The sequence below is a fragment of the Fundicoccus ignavus genome (genome assembly GCF_009659375.1).
Classification (GTDB): Bacteria; Bacillota; Bacilli; order Lactobacillales; family Aerococcaceae; genus Fundicoccus; species Fundicoccus ignavus.
Genome location: NZ_WJQT01000012.1, coordinates 17,014 through 31,019 on the forward strand (window position 1 = coordinate 17,014; position 14,006 = coordinate 31,019).

Sequence of the window (14,006 nt, forward strand, 5' to 3'; positions counted from 1 at the left end):
GATGAAAACAATCATGAACCGCGTGCTCGCTGGACTTTTATCCTGGCTGTTAGTAGGTGGCTTAGTCCCGGTGCATGCACAAGCAACTCAAGCTGATACTTTTGAACCCGAACCCGTTGTGTTACTATTTGCTGAACTCAATGCCGTGCCTGATGCGGCAGATGCCATCGAAAACAGCGCTGATTTACCTGCTAGCTTCGCCTGGGTCGATGAAACAATTTTCGAAACGGTGAGCGATTTGGTAGAAGGCAATGTTGAAGTCACTTATGAAGATACGTCAACTAAAACGGTGGCCGTCGATGTGAAAGTCGTGGAAGAATTAACTGATGCGATCATCTACGAACCACTTGGCTCTACAGAATATTTACTTGTCACTGCTGGAACACTCCCAAGTCTTGAAGGACGCGTCATCAATAGCGTGACATTTCCAGAGGGCACCATCATCGAATGGGGGAATCCAGCTGATTTCGAAACACCCGGTGTCGATAAAGTGACGCCGATTCACATCATTTACCCTGATGGCTCTATGAACACAATTCCACAGATGGTAACCGTTGAAGCAGCGGCTCCGGAAGCAGAGAGTTATGCACCGCGAGCAATTGACTTGGTGACCACTCAATTGAATGTCGTACCACCAGCAGCGGATGCCTTAATGAATCTCGATGAATTACCGGCTGATGTCGTGGTGACATGGCAAGACGAAGCAGTCTTTAGTGAAGTAAAAACTGAAATCAATGAAAACTTAGTCGTCACATATAGTGATGGTTCAACTGATATGTTGCCCGTCTTAGTCACTGTTGAAGATCCAGATGCGGTACCCCCGATTGCGGATAGTTATCAACCGATTGCAGTCGATTTAGTTGAAACTACGATTGGCGTTGTACCGGAAGCCATTAGCGCGATTGCCAACGCAGCGGATTTACCAGCCGATGCTCTCTATTCTTGGCAAGATACCGCGGTCTTCGATGAAGCAAAAACCAATGTATTGGAAAACGTCATCGTGACGTATGCCGATAGCTCAGCGGATATGCTTGCCGTAGCGATAACTGTCACGCCAGCAGCAACAGACGCGGATAATTTCACACCCGTTGCCCAAGCCATCACAACTGAAGTTGGCGTAGTGCCTGCTGCGATTGATGCGCTTGCCAACTTCGATGAATTACCAAACGGCACTGAATTTGCTTGGCAAGATGAAAGCATCTTTGAAGTGGTTGCCGAAGACGTCGAAGCTGTGGTCGTGGTCACTTATCCAGATACATCCGTTGACTACTTAAGCGTCTTGTTAACGGTTGTGGAAGACTTAACACCCGAACCAGAAGCTGAATTGTATACACCACTTCCAGTTACATTAGTGACAACAGAAAAAGGTGTAGTGCCTGATGCTCATGAAGCCATTGCTAATAAGGACGAATTACCACCAGACATGTCATTCGTTTGGGAAGATGAAAGTGTTTTTGACACGGTAGTCGCCTCTGCTTTCACGAACATCATCGCAAATTATGCGGATGGTTCTCAAGATATTGTGGCAGTTCCGATCACTGTGACCGAACCCGCTGTAGCCACTCACGCTCGTGTGATTGTGCATTTTGTCGATACAGAGGGCAACCGCCTCTTACCATCACAAATTAATGCACGCGAAATTGGCAGCACATTCCAGATGACACGTGTAGCCATTGATGGCTACGAGCTTGACTCGATTGTTGGACAAGAAAAAGGAATTGTTTCAGCAGACGAAAGCAAGAATACCGTCACTTACGTTTACCGTAAATTAGCCACTCAACCACAGTTACCAAACACCGGTGAGTCTCGTAACATAGTGTTTTACGGTATTGGTGTACTCGCCTTATTAGGTGGCGCCATCTTGATTGTTCAAGCCTACCGCAAACGTCGTCAGTAAAAACCTATAGCAGTAACGGCCCGACAGCCTTGAGAGCGTCGGGCCATTTTTGAGTTATAAGGGATTTAAATGTGATTGTGCTTGATACCGCTATGGAAAACAAGTCGCTGAGCTACGCGAGTTGTTGCAAAGAGAAGTCTTGAAATATTAAAGAAGAAAAGAAGATTGCTGGAAGAGGAGGGGAAGTGGAAAGGAATGAATATAGAAGATAAAAAATAAAAGATAAAGGATAAAAGATAAAAGATAAAAGATAAAGGATAAAGGTGTCGTTCGCCGCAAGCTCACGACGATTAAAGAAAAGAGGGTCTGGTATAATTGTCGTGCTTGCACGACACCGCTTGTATTTAGCAATTCTTGGTTTTTCGCGACGTTCGGCTGGAACTCCAATGGCAGGTGGTTTTTCGAGACGTACGGATGGGGATCCAACAGAACGTGCAAAATCGTGTAGCAGCTAACAGGTATCCCTGTAATATTCTGAATCTTATCTTAGATGTTTCGGTAATGAGAATATCAATTGTTATCAATTTGTAACATAAAAAACTGTAAAGTAGTTCACTTCATGGTACAATTGTTATATATGTATTGTATATAAACTATCTAAGTGAGGAGTTCGGACTGTGGAAAGAAAAATCATGCATAAATCGAAAGGCCGTTGGATCGTGTTATCGTCTTCGCTTTTACTTTCAGCGGTTGCTTTGGGTATGGCAACTTCTGTCGAAGTGCAAGCACAAGAATTGACGGATGATGCAACAATGGTAGCGGACGATGCAGCAACGTTAACGGAAGATGAAACCGCTCAAGTTGAAGCGGCAGTAGCGGAATTAATGTCAGAAGTAGTGGCGGCAGATGAAGAATTAGCTGAGCCGGTCACTGAGGCTGAAACGGAAGAAGTTCCGGAAGTAGAAGCAGCACCTGAAGTGGCTATTCAAGAAGCACCTGTCACAATGACGAAAGCACGTGTTGCAAGTGGAACACATACTGTGGCTTACGGGGACACTTTATGGAAAATTGCGAGCAGCAATGGTATTACAGTTGCTCAATTGCGTCAATGGAATAATTTGAGTTCAGATGCGATTTTCGTAGGCGATCAATTAGTGGTGACAAATCCTGGTACAACAACGCCAGCACCGACGACTCCTACGACGCCGACAACACCTGAAACGCCAGCGCCAACTCAACCAAGCACGGCGACTTATACAGTACGCCCAGGCGACTATTTATACAAAATAGCAACAGCCAACAATGTGACGGTTGCGCAATTAAAAGCGTGGAATAATTTAACGTCAAATTATATTTATTCAGGTGACAAATTAGTGGTGTCGAATCCGGCGACCTCAACGCCAACACCGACTCCAACGCCTGAACCAGAGACGCCAACGACACCGCCTAAAGAAGAAACACCGACGACTACGACGAAAACTTATACAGTACGTCCAGGCGATTATTTATACAAAATAGCAACAGCCAACAATATTACGGTTGCGCAATTAAAAGCTTGGAATAATTTAACGTCGAACTATATTTATTCAGGTGATAAATTAATTGTATCGAAGACAACGACTACAACACCAACGCCTAAACCAGAAGAACCAACGACACCACCTAAAGAAGAAACGCCGAAGGAAGAAACGCCGAAGGAAGAAACACCAACAACGGCTAAAACTTACACGGTTAAATCAGGAGATTCCTTATGGTTAATTGCGAACAATAATGGGGTAAGCATCGCACAATTAAAAGCGTGGAATAACTTATCATCGAACTATATCTATTCAGGCGATGTGTTCTACGTGAGCGATCCAAGTAAAGTGACGACACCAACACCTAAACCAGAAGAACCAAAAGAAGAGACACCGAAGGAAGAAACGCCGAAGGAAGAAACGCCGAAAGAAGAAACACCGAAAGAAGAAACACCGAAAGAAGAAACACCGAAAGAAGAAACACCAACAACGGCTAAAACTTACACGGTTAAATCGGGTGACTCCTTATGGTTAATCGCGAACAACAATGGTGTGACCATTGCACAATTAAAAGCGTGGAACAACTTAACATCAAACTATATTTACTCAGGCGATGTGTTCTACGTGAGCGATCCAAGTAAAGTGACGACACCAACTCCTTCGCCAACACCTACTGATCCGGAAACCCCAACGCCACCAGTAGTGGACGATGGCGATAAAACGGAAGAGTCATTTGATGTTAAAATCAATCAAAAGAATCAAGACTTCTATGTCGGTTCGAGCTTAAGTAGCGCTACGAAAGCTGATTCGATTAAGTATTTTGGCCAAAGATTCCAAGTTGTGAATGAAACGAAGGATTCAAAAGGTAAAAAACTTTACGAAGTGGCGCAGAATGGCGTGACGGTCGGTTTTGTGTCGGCTGATGCGGCAGTTGAAGTACCAGCTAATCAACGCGTGGTTTACCTAGATGCGGGCCACGGTGGTAGTGAAACAGGAACTTATAACTATGGCGTGGCGGAGAAAGACTTGAACCTTAATATCACGCGTCAACTAGCTGAACGTCTGCGTTCATTAGGCTATATGGTTTACGAGTCACGTACGAGCGACATTGAAATTGATATTCGTGAGCGTGATGATGAGCCGAACGAATTGATGCCAGATATTTATGTGAGTATCCACCATAACGCGATGCCAGCTTCATACGGTGGTAGCGTGAACGGGATTGTGACACTTTATCACCACCCGAACATCGATGAACCCGGTTATAAAACGCTTGATACTGACAACTGGACACGTATCAACGCCAGCAAGAAACTTTCTGAATCAATCCAAAGCGCTTTAATTAAGGCAACAGGTGCCAACGACCAAGGTGCGCGCCAACAAAACTTGCACGTAACCCGTACGAGCAACGTGCCAGCAACCCTTGTTGAACTTGGTTTCCTAGACAACTGGGCGGAACATCAAAAATTGATCACACCGTCTTACCAACAAAAATTAATCGGTGGTTTAGTCACGGGTATCACAAGCTACTTCGGCCGCTAACCCATCCAAAATATGAACGCCCAACACCCTCGCGCTGTTGGGCGTTTTTGTGCATGATAATTGACCGCTACTTGAAGCTACTGATTCCCTCTGAAAATCGAAGAGCAAGTGGAGTGTCGTCCATATCAGCCGACACGATTTATCCGTCTAGCTGCTCTAATCAAATCGTCGTGCACCGAAGGGCACGACACCGCTGTGTTTTAGGTTTTGTGGGGTTTGGCAGGTCTTTGGGCTAGTTGTAGTTTGCTGTAGAAATTTAGGTTATTCTAGCCGGAGGGTTAAGAGGATCGGCTAGATTAAGAGCTATTCTAGTCGAAAGTCCGAGAGAATCAGCTAGATTAATGATGATTCCAATCGTGCTCCACTTTTTGAAACTGGAACATGATTGGATTCGAATTGTGCTCCACTTTTTGAAACTGAGACATAATTGGATTCGAATCGTGCTTCACTTTTTGAAACTGGATCATGATTGGATACGAATCGTGCTTCACTTTTTGAAACTGGAACACGATTGGATTCGAATTGTGCTCCACTTTTTGAAACTGAGACATGATTGGATTCGAATCGTGCTCCACTTTTTGAAACTGGAACATGATTATATTCGAATCGTGCTTGAGTTTTTGAAACTGAGACATGATTTAATTCGAATCGTGCTCCAGTTTTCTAAACTGGAACATGATTACACCCGAATTGTGCTCCACTTTTTGAAACTGAGACATGATAGCATTCGAATCGTGCTTCACTTTTTTAAACTGGAACATGATTATATTCGAATCGTGCTCCACTTTTTGAAACTGAGACATGATAGCATTCGAATCGTGCTCGAGTTTTTTAAACTGGAACATGATTGGATTCGGATCGTGCTTCACTTTTTGAAACTGGAACATGATTGGATTCGAATCGTGCTTCACTTTTCTAAACTGAGACATGATTCCCTTCGTCTATCAGTTAGTAGACTTCAAGCCAACTACTCCAACAATTGCTCCACGCGAATCCTCCAACGCACCAACTATATCGGGTCGTATTTTGTTAGTATTTGATTACTGATTGATGACATTGGGTAGAAATTCTTTTGACTCATCTGTAAACATGTTATAATTGAATTAATTATCAGAAACTTTTGGGTTCTAGATGAAGGAGCATAAGGAAAATGAAACTACAAAATTTACATAAAAAAACAAATAAATGGGTGACGAGGTCAGCAGCTATATTGACAACCGCAAGTCTATTAGCAACAGCGTCTGCACCACTAGTGGCTTATGCGCAGGATGTGTATACCGTTCAAGCGGGAGACAACTTATATAGAATTGCGATCGATAATGGGACAACCGAAGATTATTTGATGGCTATCAATGGCTTATCGTCAAATCTCCTACAAATTGGACAGGAAATTATCTTGCCAAGTGGAGACTGGTCAGATGATGGCTACTATGAAACACCATCTGATACTACTTCAGGCGACGGTGTTTATATCGTACAAGCGGGCGATAACTTATACAATATTGCAGCAACTTACGGCACTACCGAAGAAGCGTTGATGGCGATTAATGGCTTATCAACGAATTTGCTACAAATTGGTCAGAAGATTGTTTTATATGGTGACACAGCCTATACACCAACCCCTAACGAACCTGTTAGCAATGGCGTGCATGTGGTAGTTGCCGGTGACAACCTTTGGGACTTAGCACAACGCTATGGTACAACGGAAGCACAATTAATGGCTTGGAACGGTATGTCGAGCAACTTCTTGAATATCGGTGACCGTATCGCAGTTTATGGACCAGCAGATGACAGCTCATGGACAGCGCCAACTGAAGACTCAAGCGATTCTGGAACAGTGACGAACGACGGTATTTATACAGTTGTAGCTGGCGATAACCTATGGGATATTGCGCAGTGGTTCGGTACAACCGAAGAACAACTAATGGCTTGGAACGGTATGTCGAGCAATTTCTTGAATATTGGTGACCGCATTTCAGTTTACGGACCAAGTGGCAGTGCGTACGTGCCAGAAAGTTCAACATCTGAATCAACTTGGACACCGCCTCAAACAGACGGCGACTACTATACAGTCCAACAAGGCGATAACCTATGGGATATCGCACAATGGTATGGCACAACAGAAGAATACTTGATGTCAATCAATGGCTTGCCAAACAACTTGTTGCAAATTGGACAACAAATTCTAGTTGTTGCACCAACAACGGACGCAACAGAAACAGTACCAGCGACTGAAACAACCGAAGTTGACAGCAATTTGCGCAAAGCTGAATTACCACGCCTACACAAAGTAGTAGAGGGTGACGACATCGCAAGTATTGCCAAAGAATACGACATCAAAGAAGAACAACTTTTAGAATGGAACGAGCTAACAGCTGATAGCACATTAGCTGAAGGGGACGAACTAAACGTCACGAACCCTAACATCGAACCAAAAATTCACGTATTCGCAGAAGGTGATACGCTAGACAGCATCGCGACAGAAAACAACACACTCGTTGAAAACTTACGCAATTGGAATCAATTGGAAGAAACAGACGAGTTAGTAGTAGGCGACGAAGTCATCGTAACGGACCCAACGGCAAATTCATACACCGTGACACCAGGCGAAACGCTTAACGAAATCGCCCAAACTTTCGAAGTGACAGTTGAAAACCTACGCGCATGGAACGAACTTCCAGCCGAAGCAGTCCTCGTTAACGGCACAATCTACATCTCAGCACCAACAGGCCCAACCGCCGAAGAACTTGCTGAGAAAGAAGCAGCCACAGAAGAAGCAACGACTGAAGAAACATCAGAAGAATCAAGCGAAGAAGCGTCTGAGTAATCAGCCTAAATAAGAACAAACATTATAAGTCAAACAAGCGCCACCCAAACATGAGCCGATCAACACAAGCTCATGAAATTGGGTGGCGCTCTTTATAGATGAAACACGCAAGCGAGCGGATAACAGCCTCGGACTCTCCGAGGATTTCCTCACCAACACTCAAAATTTTAGAATTGGAATTTTTAGGTGGTGAGGAGCATGGATCCGAGTCAGAGTTCTATGAGGTATTTAGTAAAAACTTTAGTCAGTAGAATAGAAAGGCGCCAGACTGCACCTTCTGAAAGGAATGAGTTTTATAATGAATTACGAAGCAATTTTATAAAGCAGCCAAGCATAATAATCGTCAAACATTCCGGGAGCTTTTCTTCCAGTTACACGTAAAAGACCAAATGGAATCATTCCATGCGCTTTACACTAAAAATAAGCAGAAAATTGAAGAGTTCTTAACCCTGGATGAGTTTGATAAATTATTCGCATGGATGTCACTCGAGGAGCAGCGCGAGTTATACGAAATATTCTCTTCAATTTATATTAGTCAGTTGTTATCGCATATGGAAGTCGATAATGTTGTGAGGTTTTTAAATGATTTGTCAGATGTCGATACTCGTATACTTCTTGATTTATTTGCCACAGACAAGCGTCGTATGATAGAAAAATTACTAGCGTATGAGCCAGAAGCTGCCGGTTCAGTGATGACCAAAAGTTTTTAATGGGAAAAGTTGAGGATAGGATTAAAGAAACCGAAGAGTGTGTTCGCGGTCTCGCTCCAAAAGAGGAAATGGTTTATTACATTTATGTCACGAGTGAGACAGGAAAATTAATTGGTGTAGTATCTTTACGTGATTTAATTTTACATACACATGAACAAACTTTAGGCGATATTATGATGACTCGTCTGGTGTCGGTAGATTCAAGTGCGGATCAATAGGCTGCTACGAGAGTATCACAAGATTATGACTTGGTGGAACTGCCTGTCGTCAATTCAGTTGGTCAAATGCTAGGGGCTATTACAGTCGATGATGTTATGGATATTATTGTTGAGGAAACGACCGAAGACTTTAATGAAATCTCTTCGATTAGTAAGCCCAAAAAGCAAAGAAATTCTGAGGAAATAATTTGGAGTATTGCTGGTGCTCGATTGCCTTGAATTATTAATCTAATTTTCCTTGATATAATTAGTGCATCGCTTATTAATTATTTTGAAGAAACTTTAAATGAAGTAGTTTTTATTGGCGGCTTATATTCCAATTACTTTGGATTCTGCAGGAAACTTGAGCACTCAATCTTTAGCAGTAGCTGTGTATAAAATTATCGTAGGTGATAGTCGAAAAGATGAAAGTTTAGTCAAAGTCGTTTGGCAAGAATTTCTAGTAGGAACGGTTTTAGGTGTGGCAGCTGGATTAACTTTAGGATTAGTTGGTGTGATTTACTACGGCAATAGTTTATTAGCGATTATTATCGGCATTTCCCTATGGCTTAATTTGAGTATCTCAACAGTAGGGGGTGCGGTGATTCCAATCCTAATTAACAGTTAAAAATCGATCCAGCCGTTGCTTCAGGGCTATTTATCACCGCAATTAACGATCCATTTGGTTCAATGATTCACTTTAGCATAGCGACTCAATTGTTGCATTTATTATAATTGAAAAGTATTGATAACAAATAAACGGATTTTTAGAGGGACCTAACCATCTTATAAAATCCGCTTATTTTTATTGGAGAATAATTTTAATGATTGGGCTTACTTCGACTATCTATTCATAATCATGATTGAAAGGTGAGTATACGGTTTTACACAAGTAGTCTAGATCATCCATTTTAAAAATCATATTAATGTTACCCTTAAATTGAAAAACGCTTTCAATTAACAGTGGGAAAGCGTATGATTATTTATAAGTGCATGTGTGATTATTAGCTTATTTAACTGAAGGGATGAAATCGATGTTTACAGTATTTATTGTAGAGGATGAGCAGTTGATACGCGATGGAATGTTAAAGTTAGTAGAGTGGCAGCAGCTAGGTTTTGAGGTGGTTGGGCAAGCAGCTGATGGTGAGTTGGCTTGGCCAATGATTCAAGAGTTACAGCCAGATATTGTAATTACGGATATCCGAATGCCTTTTATGGATGGTTTATCATTGAGCAGGATTATTAAACAACATTATCCTAAGACTAAAATTATTATTCTGAGTGGCTATGACGAGTTTGAGTATGCGCAAAAGGCGATTAATATTGGTGTCGAACATTATGTGTTAAAGCCGATTACGAAGGCTCAATTGACGGACTTATTGGTGAGAATACGTGAAGAAAAAGTGAAGATGGTTGAACAAGAAGCATCACTCGCTTTACTACATCAAGAGGCGTTTAATCAAAAGCGACGTTTATTTTTTGAACAACTGCTGATTGACTCAAGAGAGGTTTTGGATTTGATTGAACAAGCCAATCATTTGAAGTTAGATTTATTGAAAGATCATTATAAATTATTGCTGATAATGATTCAGCCGAAGGATCCGGGCTTTTTGGCTGATTTTTCTTGGAAAATTATCGAGCGTATACGCGGCGAAATGATTGAAAAATTAACAACGATTCCTGGTTTATTTGAGTATAAAAGTAGTAATGAACTAACAGTCTTTTTATTGGCTGCCGATGAAGAAATTCAGGAGAGAGCTTTTGAAGCAGAGTTTAAAATTCTAAGTTTTTTCGAACAAGAATATGATGATTTGGTGTTCTTGATTGGAACAACGAATTCATTTAATCGACTAAGTGAAGTGTCTGAGTATTATAATATTGGCCGTAACCGTTTATTAGAACAATGGTGGCGGATTAAGACAAATCAAATAAATTATTCTTATAATCCACCTCGAATTAATTCTGTGCTGAAAATTGAGAAGCAAGGAGAAATTGTCAGAGAATTAAGAGCTATTGAGACGCATAAGGAGACTTTTAGTCATGGAAAGAAACTGGGAGAAGAACTAGACCATGAGTTAGATTTTCTATCCTTTGAGAAGATACCTGTAGAGTGGACAGATTCTAAAGTACTAACGGATTTTATTCTTGACGGACGTATAGAGGACATCCCTAGTTTTATAGAAAGAATTCTATCAGATGTGTCTGAGACGCAATGGCAAAGCCAAGCTTTTGTTCAATACATGTTTTTGAGTAGTTATATGGCCCTACAAGTGTTTATTCAAGCATTAGATCGAGACTTAAACAAAGACTTAGATCAAGCAATTAAATTACCAGTTGCCTTTGAACAAGAGCCATCGAAGCAACTTTTGGAGTCTTATTTAGAAGAAGCATTGGGCAATGTATTGGTAGCTCATCGTCAGAAAACAAAGAGTCGCTATTATAATGTAATAAAAGAAGCGAGTGCTTATATTTATGAACACTTTGGTGATGTTGACTTAAGATTGAATGACATTGCTGATAGTGTGAATATTAGTCCTGCTCACTTTACAACAATTTTTAGCCAGGAAACAGGTAAGACAGTAACAGAGTTTATTACGGAAGTCCGAATGGGTGAAGCAAGGATTCTACTACGTACGACTAATCAAACTCATTATGAGATTGCCTTAGCAGTGGGCTATCGAGATGTAAGTTATTTCAGTCGCCTGTTTAAGAGACATCATAATGTATCCCCTGGTAAATATCGTAAAGGGGTGATTTAAGTGCTTGAGAAAATTCGAAGAGAAGGTACTAAGAATAAACGTACAGATAAACGAATGGCTTTTAAAGAACAATTAGATCGTTGGTCTTTTTCGATTCTGTTTGTGTTCTCAGTAATGATAGCAATTTTATTAATTATAATGATGTTCTTTAACCATGAGTACCATGCTTCTTTACAGAATGCGAATGTGGCGGCAGAATTTAATAATGAGTTTAAGAATAAATTGGATCTAGAGATGTACTATTATGTGGTTGGGGCTAGAGATTACCAAACTTTGCCTCAATCAGATATTGTCCAAGCTTCTGAGATTGTGGCTAGACTACAAGAAACAACGACAGATTCGATGAACCAGTGGCGCTTGCAGAGTATGTTGAATTTACTCAATCGTTTAGATGAAGTAATGATTGAGCTGTCCGAGACACTAGGGTATGATGATCGAATGATATCTTTGGAGAATAATATCTATATTATTACTGGTTTAATTGAGACCTATATGAATGATTATATCTCTGAGGAACTACAAGTTTTAGCTAATATTCAAAAAGTCATTCAACAAAGAACTTTTTGGGTAGTGGGTTTGAGCATTCTAACTTATTTTATTGTTTTATATGCTCTGGCAAGTTCAGCGGTTCGCTTTACTAGTCGGATGGTGTCACCCATTAAACAGCTGATACATAAGACACAACAAGTTGGATTGGGAGAGTTTTCGAGTGCCCCGATTCATACCGATAATGTGGAATTTATTGAGTTGGACCAAGGGGTTGACGTGATGAGTCAACAGCTCGAACAATTAATGCTTGATATGACTGAGGAACAAGAATTGTTACGAAAGACTGAGTTTGAACTGTTACAAGCACAGATTAATCCGCACTTTCTATACAACACATTGGATTCGATTATTTGGTTGGCTGAAAGTGAGCAAAGTGAATTAGTCGTTCAAATGGTATCTAGTCTAGGAGCGTTTTTCAGGACGTCTTTAAGTAATGGAAAAGATGTCATTAATTTAGAAACGGAAATGAAGCAGGTCGAAAGTTATTTGGAAATTCAGAAGATTCGATATAACGATGTATTAGAATATTCGATTGAATTAGATTCGTCTTTATATAGTTATCAAATTCCGAAACTGAGTTTGCAGCCATTAGTTGAGAATGCTTTGTACCATGGCATCAAACTCAAACGTGGTAAAGGTAAAATCAGACTATCAGGTGAAATTGAGGATGAGCAAATCGTGATTCGTGTTTGGGATAATGGTGTAGGTATGAGTCAAAGGCAATTGAAAGACTTGTCAAGGAATGTAAACAGCGAGAAACGTTTGACCCAATTAGGATTAATGAATGTGCAACAACGTTTAAGGTTATATTTTGTCCAAGGGAGTGGTTTGTCTTTTAATTCGGTGGAGGGTGAATGGTTCGAGGTGCAAGTGCGTTTTCCAAAGATAAGTCATTGATTTCGAAAAATTTTACCATTGGGATGTATTTGTAGAATAATAAGTCATATTGTGGCAATGATTATCCATATTAATGTAAGCGTTCTAGTTGTATCATATAAATGAACAAGTCGTTCAATAATAAAAAACAAGGAGTGTTCATATGCAAAATATAGTTAAAAGATTGATGACCTTAGTATCCGTTGTCCTTGGTTTATCATTTATTCTTGGTGCGTTTCCTACTACTGTTCAAGCTGAAGATTTAATCGTTGTTGGTTTTTCTCAGGTTGGGGCTGAATCGGACTGGCGTACAGCAAATACTAAGTCGATGCAGGATACTTTCGTTGAAGCTAATGGTTATCGTTTGATCTTTGATGATGCACAACAGAAACAAGAGAATCAAATTACGGCGATTCGTAACTTTATTCAACAAGAAGTTGACTATATTGTGTTAGCTCCTGTTACAGAAACAGGGTGGGACACAGTTTTACAAGAAGCTCAAGATGCTGCCATTCCAGTAATTATTGTTGACCGTATGATTGACGTATCAGACGACGCTTTATTTACGACTTGGGTTGGATCTGACTTTAAGTTAGAAGGTGACAAGGCGGTTGAGTGGATGGTTGAAACTCAAGCGGAAGAATTGAAGATTGTCCATTTACAAGGAACCATTGGTTCGTCTGCTCAAATCGGCCGTACCCAAGGGTTAGAAGAAGGTGTTGAAGCTAACCAAGGTTGGGAAATTATTGCTCAACAAACAGGCGAATTTACGCAAGCTAAAGGACAAGAAGTTATGGAAAGTATCTTGAAGCAGCATGATGATATTGATGTTGTCTATGCAGAAAATGACAATATGGCTTTTGGTGCGATTGATGCGATTGAAGCAGCTGGGAAAACAGTTGGTGTGGATGGCGATATCGTCGTGATTTCCTTTGATGCGACGCGAGCAGGACTTGATGCAACTTTAGCAGGTAAAATCAACTATAACGTGGAGTGTAACCCACTTCATGGGGCACGTGTAGATGCCTTGATTCAACAGTTAGAAGCGGGCGAAGAAGTTGATAAGTTAGCTTATGTTGAAGAAGTAACATTTGATGCAACTACCATTACTCAAGAAGATATTGATGCTCGCGAGTATTAATTTACAGATTCATCTAAATTTAATCCGGAGTGTCTGATATAACGTCGGATG

General features: G+C 40.9%; 12 protein-coding genes. 11 read left to right on the forward strand and 1 reads right to left on the reverse strand.

Going from position 1 to position 14,006, the window contains the following annotated elements; translation table 11 throughout:
- Position 1: 1 nt before the first annotated feature.
- The 3 genes from GF867_RS08750 to GF867_RS14245 all read left to right on the forward strand — a co-directional run bounded on the left by GF867_RS08750 (position 2) and on the right by GF867_RS14245 (position 4,896).
- The gene (locus GF867_RS08750) at positions 2-1,897 is read left to right on the forward strand and encodes a Rib/alpha-like domain-containing protein (protein WP_172973996.1); all 1,896 of its coding nucleotides are present in this window, start codon (positions 2-4) and stop codon (positions 1,895-1,897) included.
- A gap of 263 nt (positions 1,898-2,160) precedes the next feature.
- The gene (locus GF867_RS08755; RefSeq protein WP_153832732.1) at positions 2,161-2,352 is read left to right on the forward strand and encodes a hypothetical protein; all 192 of its coding nucleotides are present in this window, start codon (positions 2,161-2,163) and stop codon (positions 2,350-2,352) included.
- Between the two features lie 162 nt (positions 2,353-2,514).
- On the forward strand, positions 2,515-4,896 hold the full coding sequence (locus GF867_RS14245; RefSeq protein ID WP_153832733.1) for a LysM peptidoglycan-binding domain-containing protein: 2,382 nt from the start codon (positions 2,515-2,517) through the stop codon (positions 4,894-4,896).
- A 638-nt stretch (positions 4,897-5,534) separates the two neighbouring features.
- Here the strand turns inward: GF867_RS14245 and GF867_RS08765 are convergent.
- Positions 5,535-5,825 (reverse strand): hypothetical protein, encoded by a 291-nt coding sequence (locus GF867_RS08765; RefSeq protein ID WP_153832734.1) that lies wholly within the window; start codon positions 5,823-5,825, stop codon positions 5,535-5,537.
- A 221-nt stretch (positions 5,826-6,046) separates the two neighbouring features.
- Here GF867_RS08765 and GF867_RS08770 point away from each other — a divergent pair, with 221 nt between their 5' ends.
- The 8 genes from GF867_RS08770 (at position 6,047) to GF867_RS08805 (ending at position 13,955) form a co-directional block, all read left to right on the forward strand.
- Positions 6,047-7,723, forward strand: coding sequence for a muramidase family protein (locus GF867_RS08770; RefSeq protein ID WP_153832735.1), 1,677 nt, complete (start codon positions 6,047-6,049; stop codon positions 7,721-7,723).
- A 302-nt stretch (positions 7,724-8,025) separates the two neighbouring features.
- Entirely contained in the window at positions 8,026-8,433 is a 408-nt protein-coding gene (locus GF867_RS08775) for a magnesium transporter MgtE N-terminal domain-containing protein (RefSeq protein WP_366927805.1), read from the forward strand.
- 68 nt (positions 8,434-8,501) lie between these two features.
- Complete coding sequence (locus GF867_RS08780; protein ID WP_172973997.1) at positions 8,502-8,651, forward strand: CBS domain-containing protein; 150 nt, start codon at positions 8,502-8,504, stop codon at positions 8,649-8,651.
- Positions 8,652-8,684: 33 nt separating this feature from the next.
- The gene (locus tag GF867_RS08785) at positions 8,685-8,870 is read left to right on the forward strand and encodes a hypothetical protein (protein ID WP_153832738.1); all 186 of its coding nucleotides are present in this window, start codon (positions 8,685-8,687) and stop codon (positions 8,868-8,870) included.
- 82 nt (positions 8,871-8,952) lie between these two features.
- Complete coding sequence (locus GF867_RS08790) at positions 8,953-9,258, forward strand: magnesium transporter (RefSeq protein ID WP_153832739.1); 306 nt, start codon at positions 8,953-8,955, stop codon at positions 9,256-9,258.
- A 406-nt stretch (positions 9,259-9,664) separates the two neighbouring features.
- On the forward strand, positions 9,665-11,389 hold the full coding sequence (locus GF867_RS08795) for a response regulator transcription factor (protein ID WP_216650283.1): 1,725 nt from the start codon (positions 9,665-9,667) through the stop codon (positions 11,387-11,389).
- Complete coding sequence (locus tag GF867_RS14380) at positions 11,390-12,835, forward strand: sensor histidine kinase (RefSeq protein ID WP_153832741.1); 1,446 nt, start codon at positions 11,390-11,392, stop codon at positions 12,833-12,835.
- 142 nt (positions 12,836-12,977) lie between these two features.
- A complete protein-coding gene (locus GF867_RS08805; protein WP_153832742.1) occupies positions 12,978-13,955 on the forward strand; it encodes an ABC transporter substrate-binding protein in 978 nt (325 codons plus the stop codon).
- Positions 13,956-14,006: the final 51 nt, after the last annotated feature.